General features: G+C 58.6%; 15 protein-coding genes. 12 read left to right on the top strand and 3 right to left on the bottom strand.

The genetic code is table 11. The features are described 5' to 3' along the window. Nucleotides 1-86 precede the first annotated feature (86 nt). The gene (locus AB4N84_RS00290; protein ID WP_074754096.1) at nucleotides 87-944 is read left to right on the top strand and encodes a LysR substrate-binding domain-containing protein; all 858 of its coding nucleotides are present in this window, start codon (nucleotides 87-89) and stop codon (nucleotides 942-944) included. Here the strand turns inward: AB4N84_RS00290 and AB4N84_RS00295 are convergent. Then, nucleotides 941-1,777: an EamA family transporter gene (locus AB4N84_RS00295; protein ID WP_460044747.1), complete on the bottom strand. Its 837-nt coding sequence runs from the start codon at nucleotides 1,775-1,777 to the stop codon at nucleotides 941-943. The two genes, AB4N84_RS00290 and AB4N84_RS00295, sit on opposite strands and share 4 nt — an antisense overlap. A gap of 493 nt (nucleotides 1,778-2,270) precedes the next feature. On the opposite strand from AB4N84_RS00295, the gene AB4N84_RS00300 reads away from it, so the two are divergent. The 3 genes from AB4N84_RS00300 to AB4N84_RS00310 are packed head-to-tail and all read left to right on the top strand — an operon-like array spanning nucleotide 2,271 to nucleotide 6,133. After that, nucleotides 2,271-3,356 (top strand): putative 2-aminoethylphosphonate ABC transporter ATP-binding protein, encoded by a 1,086-nt coding sequence (locus AB4N84_RS00300; RefSeq protein WP_460044748.1) that lies wholly within the window; start codon nucleotides 2,271-2,273, stop codon nucleotides 3,354-3,356. Beyond that, a complete protein-coding gene (locus tag AB4N84_RS00305) occupies nucleotides 3,353-5,065 on the top strand; it encodes a putative 2-aminoethylphosphonate ABC transporter permease subunit (protein WP_460044749.1) in 1,713 nt (570 codons plus the stop codon). The genes AB4N84_RS00300 and AB4N84_RS00305 overlap by 4 nt, the downstream gene beginning before the upstream one ends. A gap of 45 nt (nucleotides 5,066-5,110) precedes the next feature. Further along, the gene (locus AB4N84_RS00310) at nucleotides 5,111-6,133 is read left to right on the top strand and encodes a putative 2-aminoethylphosphonate ABC transporter substrate-binding protein (RefSeq protein ID WP_460044750.1); all 1,023 of its coding nucleotides are present in this window, start codon (nucleotides 5,111-5,113) and stop codon (nucleotides 6,131-6,133) included. A gap of 51 nt (nucleotides 6,134-6,184) precedes the next feature. Here the strand turns inward: AB4N84_RS00310 and AB4N84_RS00315 are convergent, their stop codons facing one another. After that, nucleotides 6,185-7,051, bottom strand: a complete 867-nt coding sequence (locus AB4N84_RS00315; protein ID WP_460044751.1) for a LysR substrate-binding domain-containing protein — start codon at nucleotides 7,049-7,051, stop codon at nucleotides 6,185-6,187. Nucleotides 7,052-7,157: 106 nt separating this feature from the next. On the opposite strand from AB4N84_RS00315, the gene AB4N84_RS00320 reads away from it, so the two are divergent. The 6 genes from AB4N84_RS00320 to phnX (AB4N84_RS00345) all read left to right on the top strand — a co-directional run bounded on the left by AB4N84_RS00320 (nucleotide 7,158) and on the right by phnX (AB4N84_RS00345) (nucleotide 13,700). After that, entirely contained in the window at nucleotides 7,158-8,261 is a 1,104-nt protein-coding gene (locus AB4N84_RS00320; RefSeq protein ID WP_460044752.1) for a 2-aminoethylphosphonate--pyruvate transaminase, read from the top strand. 25 nt (nucleotides 8,262-8,286) lie between these two features. Then, a complete protein-coding gene (gene phnX, locus AB4N84_RS00325) occupies nucleotides 8,287-9,114 on the top strand; it encodes a phosphonoacetaldehyde hydrolase (RefSeq protein WP_460044754.1) in 828 nt (275 codons plus the stop codon). A gap of 233 nt (nucleotides 9,115-9,347) precedes the next feature. Continuing rightward, nucleotides 9,348-10,439, top strand: a complete 1,092-nt coding sequence (gene psrA / locus AB4N84_RS00330) for an iron-containing alcohol dehydrogenase PsrA (protein ID WP_460044755.1) — start codon at nucleotides 9,348-9,350, stop codon at nucleotides 10,437-10,439. A gap of 119 nt (nucleotides 10,440-10,558) precedes the next feature. After that, nucleotides 10,559-11,854, top strand: coding sequence for an MFS transporter (locus AB4N84_RS00335; RefSeq protein ID WP_074754113.1), 1,296 nt, complete (start codon nucleotides 10,559-10,561; stop codon nucleotides 11,852-11,854). A 51-nt stretch (nucleotides 11,855-11,905) separates the two neighbouring features. Continuing rightward, the gene (locus tag AB4N84_RS00340) at nucleotides 11,906-12,787 is read left to right on the top strand and encodes a LysR substrate-binding domain-containing protein (protein WP_074754115.1); all 882 of its coding nucleotides are present in this window, start codon (nucleotides 11,906-11,908) and stop codon (nucleotides 12,785-12,787) included. Between the two features lie 85 nt (nucleotides 12,788-12,872). Then, on the top strand, nucleotides 12,873-13,700 hold the full coding sequence (gene phnX, locus AB4N84_RS00345) for a phosphonoacetaldehyde hydrolase (RefSeq protein ID WP_074754117.1): 828 nt from the start codon (nucleotides 12,873-12,875) through the stop codon (nucleotides 13,698-13,700). Nucleotides 13,701-13,813: 113 nt separating this feature from the next. Here phnX (AB4N84_RS00345) and AB4N84_RS00350 read toward each other — a convergent pair whose 3' ends face one another. Next, on the bottom strand, nucleotides 13,814-14,113 hold the full coding sequence (locus AB4N84_RS00350; protein WP_460044757.1) for a hypothetical protein: 300 nt from the start codon (nucleotides 14,111-14,113) through the stop codon (nucleotides 13,814-13,816). Between the two features lie 381 nt (nucleotides 14,114-14,494). Between AB4N84_RS00350 and AB4N84_RS00355 the strand changes: the two genes are divergently transcribed. After that, nucleotides 14,495-15,271, top strand: coding sequence for an ABC transporter substrate-binding protein (locus AB4N84_RS00355; RefSeq protein WP_460044759.1), 777 nt, complete (start codon nucleotides 14,495-14,497; stop codon nucleotides 15,269-15,271). Nucleotides 15,272-15,325: 54 nt separating this feature from the next. After that, nucleotides 15,326-16,438 carry a succinylglutamate desuccinylase/aspartoacylase family protein gene (locus AB4N84_RS00360; protein WP_460044761.1) on the top strand — a complete coding sequence of 371 codons (1,113 nt, stop codon included), beginning with the start codon at nucleotides 15,326-15,328 and terminating at the stop codon, nucleotides 16,436-16,438. The last annotated feature ends 51 nt before the right edge of the window (nucleotides 16,439-16,489 follow it).

Here is a 16,489-nt window from a genome sequence, read left to right on the forward strand (position 1 = left end):
TCGCCATTGATTGAATTCACCCATTAAGATGGCCGCCTGACTCCTGGCTTCAACGACCGGGGTGACATCAAGCCAGAGTGCGCAAAATGCTTGAATCGGAACTCAAGGCCTTCTACATGGTTGCCCAGCTGGGCAGCGTGACCCTTGCCGCCAAGAAACTGGGCCTGAGCCAACCCACGGTGACCAATCAGATTCGCCAGTTGGAGAGCCAGTTCGCGGTCGAGCTTTTTTACCGTGGCGGCAGGCGTTTGACCTTGAGTGAAACGGGCGCCCGCTTGCTGCCGCTCGTCAAACCCATGATGTCCCAGAGCTCGAACATCGAGTTTTTCCTGAACAACGCGAGCAGCAAAGCCGGGAAGTTGCGCATCGGTGCCACCGCGCCCTATTACATTCTCGATCTGGTGAAGGCGTTTCGTGAGCTGCACGGATCGCAAGTCAGTCTGGAGTTGGGCAACTCCCAACAGATGATCGAAGCCCTCGATGATTACCGCGTTGACCTGGTGACGTCATCTCAACAGCTCACCGATGCCCGACTTTACTGTTTGCGACTGGGGCAGGATCCGCTGGTACTGGTGGTCCATCGTAGCCATCCGCTTGCGAACCAGAGCCGCATTGCCTTGAGCGCCATCGCCAGTCACTGCGTGCTGATGCGGGAACAAGGCTCCCACACCCGCCAGCTCACTGAAGAGATGCTGGGCAACGCCCGGCTCACCCTTGAAAACGTCATTGAAATCGGCAGCCGGGAAGCCATCCGTGAAGCGGTGCTTCGCAACATTGGGGTCAGCATCATCGCCCGCCATGAAGTTCCGGACAGTCAGGAGCTGCGCATCGTGACGATTCATCAGGCGGCCATGCTCGACGAATTTCTCTACTGCCTCAAAGAGCGTCGTGCTGCGCGCCTTATCGATGACTTCCTGCAAGTCGCGCAAAAACGCTTCGGTTAAGCCGCGGACTTGATCAACAGGATCCCTACGGTGACCGTGACCGCCGCGATCAACCGGCGCCGTCCAAAGGGTTCTTTGAACAGCAGCGTGGCAATCACTGCGCCGATGATCACGCTGCTTTCCCTCAGGGCGGCAATTTTCGCGACGTGATCCAGCGTCATGGCCCACAGCACCAGTGCATAGGCGGCGCAATACGTCAGGCCTCCGAATACCGATAACCGCCAATGGTTCTGCAGATGAATACACAGAGCCTGACGGCGCCGCCGGGCTGCGAACAGCGGGATCGGCACACTCAGCACTAACGTGAAATACACCAGGTACGACAGCACGCCCTGCGCACTTCGCACACCTTGAGCATCTATCACCGTATACAGCGCGACACACACGCCGGCCGCCAGCGCATTACGCGGCGCGTGCCACTGTTCGGTCACGTGTAACAGGCTCAGGACGCCCAAGGATAAAATCACCACGCCCACCATCCCCGGCAGGGATAACGATTCACCCAGCCAACAGGCGGCAAACACCACCACCAGCAACGGGGGCACTCCCCGAACCAATGGGTACACCTGGCCGAAGTCCCCGAAGTGGTACGCGCGAATCAGGAAATACCGATAAAACACATTGACCACGGCAGACAGCACGATCAGCCCCCATACCGGCAATGAGGGCAATTCGACAAAGGGCACGGCCATCAGCGCAACGACGAACGCCACACCGTCGACTGTCGCCATCGAAGACAGTCGATCATTACTGGACTTGACCACTGCGTTCCAGCTGGCGTGCATGAATGCAGAGATCAAGACCAGCAGTGTGGCCAGATTGGTATCGGACATGAGGAGGCTCGCTGTAGGAAGGCCGTCAGCATGCCGACGCGACAACCATCAATCCAATCGGTTCTAGAACGATCCTGCATCAGTAGAACTTATGATCGGGTGTATTTGCCGACGGCAGCGCTCGGCCTGAAGAACGTCCATTCGGCTGAGAAACTGCCAAAAACGCTATGGATTCATAGCCATTTTTGCGCAGCAGAAAACGACGGAATTAATCCAAGAAACCCAATTCAAGCCATTGAATAACATAGCTTTTATTGGTTTATTCTGGTGAATCAAGCCGGGTTATTTGCGCCGCCCTGGTTTTTTTTCGGTTTTGTATTTGCGGGTCAATTTTCTGCGTGATACATCAAATCCAAGCGAGCTGACACCCGCATGGCAACGACAGATTGCCGGCCTTCGCTTCTTTCCTACCTGCCCGTCAATTGTTCATTTCCGTTGTTTTACATCGGTACCACCCTTGCTATGGGTGGCTTGCATTGCACAGGGAAACCTCATGGCTCCTACAGTTACTCAACTATCTACCGTGCCGCTATCGGTTCAAGGCGTTGGTAAGTCCTACGGCAAACTGAGCGTCCTCGATGACGTGTCGCTCGGGGTCGAGGCCGGAGAACTCGTATGCCTGCTCGGCCCTTCAGGGTGCGGCAAAACCACCCTGCTGCGCATTATCGCGGGCCTGGAAAAGCTGGACGCGGGCCGTTTGATACTCGGCAACAAGGACATAACGCGCGCTCATCCACACCAGCGCGATTACGGCATCCTGTTCCAGTCTTATGCCTTGTTTCCCAACCTGACCATTGCCCAGAACATTGGCTACGGCCTGAGCACACGCAACCTGCTGCACGCTCAAATACGAGAGCGCGTGGAGGAAATGCTTGAGCTCGTGGGCCTCACAGCGATTGCAGGTAAGTACCCGGGCCAATTGTCCGGCGGGCAACAACAACGTGTGGGCCTTGCGCGGGCTTTGGCGCCTTCCCCTTCGTTGCTGCTGCTTGATGAGCCAATGTCCGCCCTGGATGCCAAGGTGCGCGAACACCTGCGCCATGAACTCCGCGCCCTGCAAAAGAAGCTTGGCATCACCACCGTCATGGTCACCCATGACCAGGATGAAGCCATGGTGATGGCGGACCGCATCGCCGTGATGAATCAAGGACGGATCGAGCAGTTCGACACCCCGGAAAACATCTATCGCTCGCCCGCCACGCCTTTTGTTGCCAACTTCATTGGCCATGCCAACTGGCTTGAGTATCAGAGCCTGAGTGATGGCCAGGCTCACGTTGGATCGGTGTCGCTGCAACTCGATAAGCCTCATGCCGGAGGGCCGGGCCGACTTTTTTGCAGACCCGAAGCGCTGCGCGTCGATAACTTGGCCCAACCCTCGAACAGCATGGCCGCCCGCGTCATCGAAAAGCTGTTTCTGGGCAACCGCTACCGGCTCACCGTTGAGCTGGAGCAACTTCGCGGCCAGCACCTTGTTGCAGAAGTCAGCGCTGACCTCAACGCCGTGCAGTTGAACGCTGACCGGGTATGGCTGACGTTTCCGCCCCATTGCTTGCGAGCGTTTCCAGGAGTCGGCCAATGACCAGTCTGCGCCTGCCCCAGTCGCGTGAGTTGCCACCTCAGCCGAAAACCAATTCGTCCGCGGCGGCGAAGCTGGACCTGCTGTTCAGCGGCGGATTAAAGCTGGTCATGGTGATGGTGCTCGTAGTCGGGCTCGCCCTGCCACTGATCGCCATGCTGAGCAAAGTCACCGATGTACAAAACGGAATCGCCGGCGTTTGGCAGATGCTGTCGAGTTCCCGATTTTTATGGCTGTTGGGCAACAGCATCAAGGTTTCACTCAGCACGGTTGCGTTGGTGGTGCCCGCCGCGTACCTCTTCGCTTATGCCCTGCAACGCAGCTGGATACCCGGCAAGGCGCTGCTGCGCAGCATCTCGCTGCTGCCGCTGATGGCACCGTCGATGCTCTCGGCCATCGCGCTGATTTACTTGTTCGGAAATCAGGGGCTTCTCAAATCCTGGTTCCCGGACGGCATCTACGGCTACAGCGGAATTGTGCTGGGCCAAGCGTTTTACAACTTCCCCATGGCCCTGATGATCCTCATCTCGGCGCTGGGTCTGGCAGACGCACGCCTGTACGACGCGTCGCTGAGCATGGGCGCGACTCACTGGAAAACCTTCCTGAATGTCACGTGGCCGAGCACCCGGTACGCGGTGTTTGCCGCCAGCTGCCTGGTTTTCACCCAGACGATCACCAACTTTGGTATTCCCGTCGTGATTGGCGGGGACTATCAGGTGCTGGCGATGGAGGCGTACAAATCAGTGGTGGGCCAGCAGAAGTTTTCCGAGGGCGCACTGATTGGCAGCATCCTGCTGGTGCCTGCGCTGATCAGTTTTGCGGTTGACGTGTGGATGCGCCGCTTGCGCGGAGGCCAGGTCAGCAGTCAGGCAGCCGCCTATGTGGCGCCGGACAACGGCCTTCGGGACTCCGTTCTGCTGTTGGCCGCAGGCATTGTCGCCCTCGCGCTGTTGAGCCTGGTGGTGGTCGCAGTCGGGGCTTCGCTGATCAACTTCTGGCCCTATGATCTGTCGGTTTCACTTCGTCATTACGACTTTGAAACCAATGGCGATGTTGGCTGGCTGGCCTACCGCAACAGCTTGATGCTGGCCAGCCTGACAGCGCTGATCGGCACCCCGGTGATTTTCACGTGCGCCTACCTCATGGAAAAAACCCGCAGCGGGTGGCTCGACAATCTGCTGCGACTGCTGTGCATGCTGCCGATGGCGGTGCCAGGTCTGGTCATGGGCCTGGGGTATGTATTTTTCTTCAACCATCCCGATAACCCATTGAACGGGATGTACGGTGGCATCGCGTTGATGGTCGTGTGCTGTGTGATGCGCTTCCTGACGCCGGCTCAAATGACGGCGACTACCGCACTGCGTCAGCTGAACGAAGAGATCGAATACGCCTCGCTGTCGTTAAAAGTCCCGCTGATCACCACCTATCGGCGTGTCACGCTGCCCATCTGCCTGCCCGCGCTGCTCGAAGTTTTCCGCTACCTGTTCGTCTCTTCGATGACGTCCGTGTCCGCACTGATTTTCCTCTACAGCCCCGACACCGTGCTCGCCGCCGTCGCGGTGCTCAACCTGGATGACGCAGGCAACATCGGCGCCGCTGCGGCGCTGTCCTCGCTGATTCTTCTGACCTCGGCACTCGTCTCACTTGCGCTGTACCTGCTCTCGCGCGGCCTGCTCAGGCATACCCAGCACTGGCGAACCGGGCACGCCTGACCCCCGACATTCCTGCTGCCAACCTTCCACCTAAAGAGACCTACCATGATTAAATCCTGGACTACAGCCGTTGCCGCCGTTCTTGGTTTTGGCGTTGCCGCCAGCGCCTTCGCCAGTACAGAACTGACCGTTTACACGGCCATGGAAAACGAACAGCTGGCCGGTTACAAAAAAGCCTTTGAAGCCAAAAACCCTGATATCCAGATCAAGTGGGTACGGGACTCCACCGGCATCATCACCGCCAAGCTGCTGGCAGAAAAATCCAACCCGCGAGCCGATGTCATCTGGGGACTCTACGCCTCAAGTGTGGCGCTGCTGGGCAAAGAGGGAATGCTGGAGGCTTATGCGCCCAAGGATGTGGAGAAAGTCGATCCTCGTTTTCGGGACAAGCAGGTCCCGCCGCTGTGGGTCGGCAACGGGGTCGAGGCGACGGCGGTGTGCGTGAATACGGTGGAGGCGAAAAAGCAGAACCTCCCCATCCCGACGAGTTGGGAAGACCTGACCAAGCCGGTGTACCAAGGCAAAATCGTGATGCCTAACCCTGCCTCTTCCGGCACCGGTTATTCAGCGGTCAATGCCTGGATACAAATCATGGGCGAACAAAAGGCCTGGGATTTCATGGACAAGCTGCACGCCAACATCGGCCAATACACCCACTCGGGCTCCAAGCCTTGTACCCAAGCCGCCATGGGCGAGTACCCGATCGGCATTTCCCTCGACTTCCGCGCCATCACCCTGAAACGCCAAGGTGCCCCGCTGGACATCGTGCTCCCTACCGAAGGGCTCGGGCTGGACATCAACGCAGTCGCGTTGATCAAGGGTAGCCACAACCTGGAGGCGGCGAAAAAGCTGGAGGACTTCGCCGTGAGCGAACAGGCATTCCTGCTGTACCAGCCCAACGCTGCGGCGCTTGCCCGTCCGGAGTTCAACAGCAAGCTGGCGGAGATGCCGGCCGCCTACTATGACCGTCTGATCACGGTTGATTTTGACAAAGCCGGCAGTCAGCGTGCTGGTGTGCTGGAGAAGTGGCGCGCTCGCTACGACGGTAAATCCGAACCGAAGAAATAAGCCCGGAACTCGCCTCCCCATAGCGGCCACACCGCGTGTGACCGCTATGACTTACGCTGAATCCACACGCCCATCAAGGGCCATGAAGGCCGCGATCAAGCGCGACTCACTGCGTCGCTCCAGGCACCCGATCATGTGACGGTTGGTCAGCCCCTCGCCCACAATGGGCACCGCGATCACTCGCGGGTCGTGGCTCAGCTCGACCGACGACACAATGCCAATCCCCAGATCAGCAGCCACGGCTTCAGTCACCGCTTCGCGACTGTCCAGCTCCAGCAACACCCGAGGTTGAACGCCTGCCTGTTCGCATGCCTTATCGAAGGTACGTCGAGTGATCGAGCTCGGCTCGCGCAACACCATGATCTGCTGATCCAACTGGTTGATGTCGATCCGCTTGCCGGCCAACGAGTGGCCTTGCGGAACCAGTGCGCAGATCTGCGAAGGCGGCATTTCCTGCAAGCGCAGACCTTTGCGCGGTTCGACCTCAGTCATCACCGCCACATCGGCGTGCTCGGACAACAGCGCTGCCAGGGTTTCCTGGGCATTCCCCAACCGAAGGTTGACCACGACCCCGGGGTATCGGGCACGCAAGCGGGCGATCATGGGCATGACCCGGTGCGGGCCATCGGCCGCGACTTCCAGACGTCCGGTCAGCAGTTGGCGATTGGACTCCAGCAATGCCTGTGCCTCCTCGACCAGTCCGAACATCGCCCGGGTAATGGCCGCCAGTTGAATGCCTTCCTGGGTCAGCTCTACGCGCCTGGCCGTCCGTCGCAGCAAGGTGATCTGGTAATGCTCCTCCAGCATTTTCACGTGGCCGGTGACCGCGGGCTGACTGATGAACAACCGCGCGGCAGCACGGGTAAAGCTGCCTTCGCGGGCGACGGCGTCAAATGCGCGGAGTTGAAACAGGTTCATATCTATCGGCCTGACTTATACCTTGGATAACAACAAACAATTTGCTTGATACCCGGCGCGATTGCAACCTGTGCTCCGTACCTTAAGCCACCCCTGAGAAATCACTATGAGCACTGCTGCGCCGATTCTGTTGACCCCAGGCCCCCTCACCACCTCAACCCGTACCCGTCAGGCGATGATGATGGATTGGGGGTCTTGGGACGGGGACTTCAATGAAATGACGGCCAGCCTGCGTGAGCGACTGCTCACGATCATCAATGGCCAGGACTCCCACTATTGCGTGCCGCTGCAAGGCAGCGGCACGTTCGCCGTCGAGGCTGCCATCGGCACATTGGTGCCCCGTAACGGCAAAGTACTGGTGTTGGTCAACGGTGCGTATGGGCAGCGACTGGCAAAGATCTGCAGCGTACTGGGCCGCGCCTACAGCACATTCGAAACGGCCGAGGATCAGCCGACCACCGCAGACGATGTCGACAGACTGCTCAGTGAGGACCGCGACATCACCCACGTCGCACTGATCCACTGCGAAACCAGCACGGGCATACTCAATCCGCTGCAAGCCATCTCGGAAGTGGTCGCAAGCCACGGCAAGCGGCTGATCATTGATGCGATGAGTTCGTTCGGGGCGCTGCCCATCGATGCGCGTGAGCTGCAATTCGATGCACTGGTCGCCGCGTCAGGCAAATGCCTGGAGGGGGTTCCGGGCATGGGCTTTGTGTTCGCCAACAAGCAGACACTGGATCAGGCGCAAGGCAATTCGCATTCGTTGGCGATGGATCTCCACGACCAGAACAGCTACATGGCCAAAACAGGTCAATGGCGCTTTACGCCCCCAACCCATGTCGTCGCAGCCCTTCACGAAGCGCTTCTGCAATACGCCGAAGAAGGTGGACTGCCGGCTCGTCATCAGCGTTACGCGCAAAACTGCAGAACACTGCTGGACGGCATGAGCGCGATGGGGCTGAGCAGTTTTATCCCCGCAGACATTCAGGCGCCGATCATCGTCACCTTCCATGCGCCCGACAGTCCGAACTACCGCTTCAAGGACTTCTATGAACGCGTCAAGGCCAAGGGCTTTATTTTGTACCCGGGCAAACTGACCCAGGTTGAAACCTTCCGCGTCGGCTGTATCGGCTGCGTTGACAGCCGCGGCATGCAGGGCGCCGTGGACGCCATCGGCCAGGCCCTGCGTGAAATGCAAGCCATCTGAACCCTCACCTCAGCGGAATCCAATCATGAACTACAACAACCCAGCTAAAACCCAGGCACTGATTCTCGATTGGGCGGGCACCGTCGTCGACTTCGGATCGTTTGCGCCCACTCAGATCTTCGTCGAGGCGTTCGCCGAGTTTGACGTAGCGGTTTCTATCGAAGAGGCACGCGGCCCTATGGGGATGGGCAAGTGGGATCACATTCGCACGCTATGCGACCTTCCGGCGGTCAGCGAGCGGTACAGAAAAGTCTTTGGACGCGCGCCGAATGACGACGACGTCACGGCCATTTACAACCGTTTCATGCCCTTGCAGATCGAGAAAATCGCGACTCACTCTGCGCTCATTCCCGGCGCGCTGTCGACCATTGATGGCCTGCGCAAACAAGGCCTGAAGATCGGATCCTGCTCCGGCTATCCGGCAGTGGTCATGGAAAAAGTGGTCGAGCTGGCTCGGCAAAACGGCTATGTCGCCGACCACGTCGTGGCAACGGATGAAGTGCCCAACGGGCGCCCGCACCCTGCTCAGGCGCTGGCCAATGTGATTGCCTTGGGCATCAGCGATGTCGCCGCCTGCGTCAAAGTCGACGATACGGCACCTGGCATACTCGAGGGGCGCAGTGCGGGCATGTGGACCGTGGCGCTGGTGTGCTCCGGCAACGCACTGGGCCTCACCTACGAGCAATACAAAGCGTTGAGCTCAGATGCACTGGCCAGTGAGCGCAGTCGTATTCACGGCCTCTTCGAAGGCGCTCGCCCTCACTATCTGATCGACACCATCAACGAACTTCCGGCCGTTATCGCGGACATCGACCGACGTCTGGCAGCCGGTGAAGTGCCTCAGGCCTCATGACCGACACGCTGAGACAGTTCTCAACTCAGTAGGCTCTATCGACAGCCGATGCAATGCGCATCGGCTGCTTCATATCTGCAGGCGTGGGCCATTGCCCAACCATCTGCCACACCTTTCGCTATCGGCTGGACCGATACAAACCCCGAATCAATCGATTTGAGCATTGCTCGCCACGCCCTGATCATGACTTCCAGAAAACAACAACAACAACAACAACAACAAGAGGAAGCACCATGCCCGCCCATTTCCACAACCCTGTCGCCACTTACTTTGGCAGTGGCAGCCTCAGCCAGATCACTGCGCTGACCGCTGGCCAAAAAGTGGCGCTGGTGACGTTCCCCGAAGCCCGCGGTCTGGGATTGATCAAACAGGTCGAAGACTTGCTGGGCGAGCGCCTGGTCTACGTCTTCGAAGACGTTCAGCCCAATCCCGATGTCAATCAATTGCGGTCGGTCTACGAGCATTTCTGGCAGCACGCCGAGCACTGCGACGTGGTGTTCGCCTTGGGCGGCGGCAGTGCGATAGACACTGCCAAAGCGCTGATCGTGGGCACCGAATCGGGTCACTTCGATGAGTTGCTGGCACTGCTGGCGCAGGGCAATCCCTTTACGCCTGCTCGCTGTAAATCACTCATTGCAGCGCCCACGACCGCAGGCACCGGCAGCGAAGTCACGCCATGGGCGACGATCTGGGATTCGGCGCAGAAGAAAAAATACTCGCTGCACCTGGAATGCACCTGGCCGAAAGCCGCCATCGTCGATCCCGACCTGATGCTCACAGTGCCGGCCAGCGTCACGGTTTCCACCGGACTTGACGCGCTGTCCCATGCACTGGAGTCGATCTGGAACGTGAACGCCAACCCGATCTCGGACACCTTTGCCGTTTCGGCCATCGAGGAAGTGTTCCTGTGTCTGCCGGCCCTGCGCAAGAACCTGCACAGCCAGGAGCTGCGTTCGCGCATGGCACTGGCGGCGCTCAAGGCAGGCATGGCGTTCTCAAACACCAAGACCGCGTTGGCGCATTCCATCTCCTATGAAATGACCCTGCGCCATGGCTTGCCCCACGGCATCGCCTGTTCCTTCTCCCTGCCTTACGTACTGGGCCTGGCGTGGGGCCGTGATCACGAACGTGACCGCGTGCTTCAACGGGTCTTCGGTCCTGACCTGGCCAAGGCTCAGAACCACCTGCAGAACTTCCTGCAAAGCCTTGAGGTGAAGACTGAGTTCTCTGACTACGGTGTGAGCGATACCGAAGCCCGAGAGATGGTCGAATACGCCCTGCAAGGCGCGCGAGGCAAGAACTTCATCGGCGCGCGCGCCGCCTGACGGACCCTGCGCAACTACGCTGGAACGATCGCCCCATCGTTCTATTTCCTGCTGCACCGTAAAGAGTGCCGACTCGCTGGCTGCCGCCACGCGAGAGCGAAACAAGAAAGGAAAACACCATGAATCGTGCCGAAAGTCTCTCTGGTCTTGCCGTACCGATGTCACGCTTTCGTATTGCCCAGTGGCGCATGCTGCTGGCGGCCATGTTTTGCTATCTGTTCTTCTACACCGGACGCCAGACGTTCGGCTTCGCCATCCCCGGCATTCAGGCTGAGTTCGGTCTGAGCAAGGAAACACTGGGCTGGGCATCCAGCGCAATGCTCTGGGCGTATGCCATCGGCCAGGCTATCAATGGCAACCTGGCCGACAAGTTTGGCGGACGACGCATCATGACCTTGGGCGCGGTGCTGTCCTGCGGCGCCAATTGGGTCACCAGTTTTGCCGCAGGCTTCGGCAGTCTGATCCTGCCCTGGGGCATTAACGGGTACTTCCAGGCACTGGGCTGGGCACCGGGCAGCCGGCTGCTCTCCAACTGGTGGAGTGCCGGTGAGCGCGGCAAGATGTATGGCTTTTACGTGTTCGCGGCAGGCTGCGCGTCGGTGCTGTCCTATGTCACTTCAGTGGTGGTTCTGGAGGTCTTTCATCTGGAATGGCGCTGGATCTTCCGGCTCCCCGTCCTGCTGATGCTGGCCGGCGGGATCATTTTCTATCTGGTCGCCCGCGAGAAACCTGAGGATCTGGGCTTCAGCCCGTTGACTGACACCGGCGTTGCCAATGCTGACGACAAACAGCACGAAGGCCATCACGAGAACGAAGAGACCTCGGCCCAGCGCTACAAGGCTGTGCTGAAAAACGTTCGTCTCTTGATCGCCGCCGTCTCGCTGGGTTTCCAGAACGCCGCCCGCTACGGACTGATCGTCTGGGTGCCTGTGCATTTTCTGGGTGCCGACTGGCAGAAAGGCCAGAGCCTGGTCGATCCGAAGTGGATCACGGTCGCGCTGCCGGTAGGCATGGCGGTGGGCGCCTTGAGCAACGGTTGGGTGTCGGACAAATTGTTCGGGTCCAAGCGTTATCTGGCGATCATGCTGTACATGTGCCTGGGCGCCATGACCAGCCTGTGGATGTGGAGCCTGCCGGCGCACAGCTCGGTCGGCCTGATCGCCCTGTTTCTCTGCGGGTTCTTCGTCTATGGGCCTGCGTCCAGCTTCTGGGCCTTGTGCCCGGATCTGGTGGGCGCGAAACGCGCGGGCACGGCCACCGGCATCATGAACTTCTCGTCATACCTGTTCGCGGGCTTGGCGGAGCCACTGATCGGTCGCATGCTGGACACCACAGGCAATACCTCGCTGATTTTCATTGTGGTGACGATCAGCTGCCTGTGCAGCGCGTTCGTGGCGCTGTTCGTCAGGCGCTGAAGCGGCGCAAATCACAACCCTAAAAACACCGACGATTCAGGAAACGAACGCATGTATCAGTATCACAAGTGGTTACGTTCCTTTCATGCCGTGGCCAAAACCGGGAGCTTTTCCCTGGCGGCGAATTACCTGAACGTCGGTCAGCCCACGATCAGCGAACAGGTCAGCGCGCTGGAGAAGCGGTTTTCCGTCGAACTGTTTCATCGCCGTGGCCGGTTCGTGGAGTTGAGTGCCGCAGGCGTGAAACTGTACGAGATCACTCAAGGGGTCTTTGGCCAGGAGGATGAAGCGCTGCAATTGCTACAGAGCTTCAGTCAGCGCAAACACGGCATGCTGCGAATCGGCGCTGTATCGCCTCCGATTGCCATGAGCCTGACCTACTCGCTCATGCAGCAGTATCCGGACATCGATCTGGAAACCTCTTTCACCACCGAGGCCGAAACGCTGGAGCGTTTGTACAACTTCGATATTGACGTCGCGATTCTCGCGCTCTCCGAGTTCGACCCTCGGCTCACGACGCAGCTGTATCGCACCTACCCGATCCTCGGCGTGGTGCGTGACGACCACCCTTGGGCGAAGCAGGCGCAGGTCAGCATCAGTGAGATCAGCGCGCAGCGGGTGGTGCTGCGGGAAAAAGCGTCGCGCACGCGGCAACTCGTCGAGGAAGCCTGCCACACGCGCGGTATCCACCTGGACTGCGTCATGCAATTGAACAGCCGCGAAGCCATCGTACATGCCGTGGTGCAAGGCATCGGCGTCGGGTTTGTCTCGGCGGTCGAGTACGCGGAACAGCCCGGCACCAAGGCCGTGTCATTTATCGAAGACCCTCTGCACATCCACTACTTTCTGTGCTGCCTGGGGGTGCGCCGCAACCGACCGATCATCTCGGACTTGTTCGACTCCTGCGCGCTGCCGGAAACATCTCACACCTGAACATTTACCAAAAAAACCCGATTCACCGGCCTTTTTCCTGTTTGAAGAAGCGGGCCGCCTTTATCTAAAAACAAGGAGAACACCCATGAACTATCAATCCCCTGAACGCCTGCAAGCCGTTGTCCTCGACTGGGCGGGCACGGTTGTCGACTTTGGCTCCTTCGCCCCGACGCAAATCTTCGTCGAAGCGTTTGCCGAATTTGGCGTCGCTGTTTCGCTTGAGGAAGCACGCGGGCCGATGGGCATGGGCAAATGGGACCACATCCGCACCCTCTGCAATCAGCCCGAAATCGCCAAGCGCTATCAAGCTGCCTTCGGACACTTGCCAACCGATGACGATGTCACCGCGATCTACAACCGCTTCATGCCGCTGCAAATTGAAAAGATCGCCGAGCACTCCGCGCTGATTCCCGGCGCGCTTGAGGTGATCAAAACACTGCGGGACAACGGACTCAAAATCGGCTCCTGCTCCGGTTATCCCGCCGTCGTGATGGCCAAGGTCGTGGAGCTGGCGCGCACCAACGGCTACGTTGCCGATCACGTTGTCGCGACCGATGAGGTGCCTAACGGCCGCCCTCACCCCGCACAAGCGTTGGCCAACGTGATCGCGCTGGGCATCGACGATGTGGCGGCGTGCGTGAAGGTCGACGACACGTGGCCCGGGATTCTGGAAGGTCGCAAAGCAGGCATGTGGACGGTCGCGTTGACCTGCTCGGGAAACGCGCTGGGTCTCTCTTACGACGCCTTCAAAGCCCTGTCCCCCGAAAAACTCGAACACGAGCGCGCGCGCATCGGCGAACTGTTCGAAGGCTCGCGCCCGCACTACCTGATCGACACCATCGTCGAGCTGCCTGGCGTCATCGAACACATCAACGCGCGCCTTGCACGAGGTGAAATGCCTCAAGCGTACTGACCCTATCAGTGGCTGTGTCACGGAGTGCCGCGTTGGGATAAGGGCACTTCGTGAAGATGCGCGACAACCGATTCATTGAGTGGGTATGGGCTGTTGCCATCGCCTTGCCGCACTCAGGAGTTGTCCGCAAGTCCATACGCCCCGGCGATGAATTCGGCCACTTCGTCACGCCGCACGGTCGCGTCGGCTGTGTGCGCATCAGCTGGCACTGTTGTAACCAGGCCCTTTGCAACCATGGCATTCACGGCTTCAACCCATTCATCCCTGGTCACCGTTTTTTTGCGATACACGGGCAAGTTGCTAGCCCTCAGCATGCCCCCCACCGCCAGTAAATGGCCGTCGGCAAACACCGACGTCGCAGAACACGCGATCGCCAGCGCGACCAACACCCTGCCTTTTCTCATTTTGCTCATCCGTCTGGCTCTTGTTGCAGGGAGAACATTGACGGCCTGCCGCGGGAATCGACAGCACCTAAAATGAAAATATTTCCATCATTTTTTTCATTAATTGAAATCTTATACGCCGCATTTTTTTGCTGATCAAGGCCTGAAATTCGAGTTTTAACAACACGAAATGCGATGAACAAAACATTATTTATCTTTAAATTTCAGACATTTATTTAATTTATGAGATCGATTCTCCACACTGAAAAAAAGGTCATAATATTTTCTTGATTTACATAACGTGAAAATAATCGTTTCATAACGCCGCAGCGGCATCCGATCAAACCAGGCGCCATGCCTGCTCGTCGATCAGCTCCACTTACCCTGATAACCCGCAATAGGAGTCGTCCAATGAAAAAGATCGCACTGCTCGGTGCCGTGGCGCTGACTGTCATGAGCACGTATGGGGTGGCAGAAGAACAGACCCTGCGCATCGGCATTGAAGCCGCCTATCCGCCCTTCGCGTCCAAAACAGCCGACGGTGCAATCACCGGCTTCGACTACGACATCGGGAATGCGCTGTGCGAGAAAATGAAGGTTAAATGCGTGTGGACTGAACAGCAGTTCGACGGATTGATTCCATCACTGAAGGTTCGCAAGATCGACGCGATTCTCTCCTCCATGTCGATCACAGCCGACCGCCTTAAATCGGTCGACTTCAGCAAAAAGTACTATCACACGCCTGGCAAACTGGCGATGAAGGCTGGCACCGTCATCAACGATCCGCTGGTGGACCTCAAAGGCAAGCGAGTCGGCGTTCAACGCGCCTCTACCTACGATCGCTACGCGACTGACAACTTCGCCCCAGCGGGAATTGAGATCGTGCGCTACGGCTCTCAAAGTGAAGCGTTCCTGGACCTGACATCCGGTCGCCTGGACGCGACCCTTGCCGACATCGTCAACACTGATGAAGGCTTCATCAAGACTGACGCTGGCAAGGGCTTCGCGCTGGTAGGCCCCGACTTCACCGACAGCAAATACTTCGGTAACGGCGCGGGTATTGCCGTGCGCAAAGGGGATTCGGCGACCGCTGAAAAACTCAACGCGGCGATCGATGCCGTTCGCGCTGACGGCACTTACCAAAAAATCCAGAACAAGTATTTCAGCTTCGACATCTACGGCGGCTGATCACGTGCGCGGGCGTCGTGAGTCAACGACGCATGCCCTCCTCAGGAATTCTTCATGGAACATATTGAGCATGTGCTCCCTTGGGGCAGCCCCGGTATCGAGCGACGCTTGTCAGTTTTTCGGTTCGGTGACGGCCCACGAAAAGCCTACATTCAGGCATCGCTGCACGCGGATGAACTGCCAGGCATGCGCGTTGCGGTCGAGCTGAAAAAACGCCTGCGCGAGCTGGAAAACGCAGGTCGGTTGAACGCGACGATTGAGCTGGTTCCGGTCGCCAACCCCATCGGGCTGTCCCAAATGTTTCAAGCGACGCATCAGGGTCGATTCGACTTTGCCAGCGGCAAGAATTTCAACCGGGATTTTCCTTCACTCGGGAAGGCGGTGGCTGCCCGCGTTGCCGGTCGCCTTACTGCAAATGCCAAACAGAATGTGCAGCTCATCAGAGCCACGATGCAGGACGTGCTGAACGAGTTGCCTGAGCCGAACTCAACGCTTGAAGGTTTGCAGCGCCGTTTATTGGCTCACGCCTGTGATGCAGATGTGGTCATTGATTTGCACTGTGACTTTGAGTCCATTCTTCTGCTTTATAGCCTGCCTCAGCTTTGGGACTCACTTGAGCCATTGGCAAACCGACTCGGCGCCGGCGTGGCGTTACTGGCTGAAGCCGCTGGCGGCGACGCCTTTGACGAAGCATGCTCCACGCCCTGGCTTGACTTGGCCAGGCAATTTCCAGAGGCGAGCATTCCAATGGCGTGCATCGCGACAACGGTGGAACTGGGCGGTATGGCAGACACAGGTCACGTCGAGGCCGAAGCGCATGCAGACGCCATCCTGGGGTACCTGGGTGGCCTGGAGTTGATCAGCGGCGACTGGCCCACAGCGCCCTCCTCCCACTGTGAAGCCACACCATTTGCAGGCGCGCAGTATGCTTATGCCCCCCATGCCGGGGTTGTCTCGTTCCTGAAACCGTTGGGCGCAAGGGTCAGCAAGGGCGATGCGTTGTTTGATGTTTTCGATCCCATCACTGACCGCCATTCACGTGTGTGCGCCACCACAGATGGCGTGCTCTACGCCCGCGAGCGGTTGCGTTTTGCGCAGCCCGGCCTCTGGCTGGCCAAGGTGGCGGGCAGCGAACCCATTCGCCAAGGGCGCCTGTTGACCGACTGAAGCCAGACTCCCGTGAATTCGCTCGCTTCAGATACTTAGATACACTGTGGC

This window comes from Pseudomonas sp. S2_H01 (genome assembly GCF_054668305.1).

Excerpts from the sequence above, each read along its gene's own strand:
- AB4N84_RS00315 (WP_460044751.1), bottom strand. The coding sequence starts at position 7,051 with ATGAACCTGTTTCAACTCCGCGCATTTGACGCCGTCGCCCGCGAAGGC.
- AB4N84_RS00290 (WP_074754096.1), top strand. The coding sequence starts at position 87 with ATGCTTGAATCGGAACTCAAGGCCTTCTACATGGTTGCCCAGCTGGGC.
- phnX (WP_074754117.1), top strand. The coding sequence starts at position 12,873 with ATGAACTATCAATCCCCTGAACGCCTGCAAGCCGTTGTCCTCGACTGG.
- AB4N84_RS00340 (WP_074754115.1), top strand. The coding sequence starts at position 11,906 with ATGTATCAGTATCACAAGTGGTTACGTTCCTTTCATGCCGTGGCCAAA.
- AB4N84_RS00360 (WP_460044761.1), top strand. The coding sequence starts at position 15,326 with ATGGAACATATTGAGCATGTGCTCCCTTGGGGCAGCCCCGGTATCGAG.
- AB4N84_RS00305 (WP_460044749.1), top strand. The coding sequence starts at position 3,353 with ATGACCAGTCTGCGCCTGCCCCAGTCGCGTGAGTTGCCACCTCAGCCG.
- AB4N84_RS00300 (WP_460044748.1), top strand. The coding sequence starts at position 2,271 with ATGGCTCCTACAGTTACTCAACTATCTACCGTGCCGCTATCGGTTCAA.
- AB4N84_RS00335 (WP_074754113.1), top strand. The coding sequence starts at position 10,559 with ATGAATCGTGCCGAAAGTCTCTCTGGTCTTGCCGTACCGATGTCACGC.
- AB4N84_RS00310 (WP_460044750.1), top strand. The coding sequence starts at position 5,111 with ATGATTAAATCCTGGACTACAGCCGTTGCCGCCGTTCTTGGTTTTGGC.
- phnX (WP_460044754.1), top strand. The coding sequence starts at position 8,287 with ATGAACTACAACAACCCAGCTAAAACCCAGGCACTGATTCTCGATTGG.
- AB4N84_RS00295 (WP_460044747.1), bottom strand. The coding sequence starts at position 1,777 with ATGTCCGATACCAATCTGGCCACACTGCTGGTCTTGATCTCTGCATTC.
- AB4N84_RS00355 (WP_460044759.1), top strand. The coding sequence starts at position 14,495 with ATGAAAAAGATCGCACTGCTCGGTGCCGTGGCGCTGACTGTCATGAGC.
- AB4N84_RS00320 (WP_460044752.1), top strand. The coding sequence starts at position 7,158 with ATGAGCACTGCTGCGCCGATTCTGTTGACCCCAGGCCCCCTCACCACC.
- AB4N84_RS00350 (WP_460044757.1), bottom strand. The coding sequence starts at position 14,113 with ATGAGCAAAATGAGAAAAGGCAGGGTGTTGGTCGCGCTGGCGATCGCG.
- psrA (WP_460044755.1), top strand. The coding sequence starts at position 9,348 with ATGCCCGCCCATTTCCACAACCCTGTCGCCACTTACTTTGGCAGTGGC.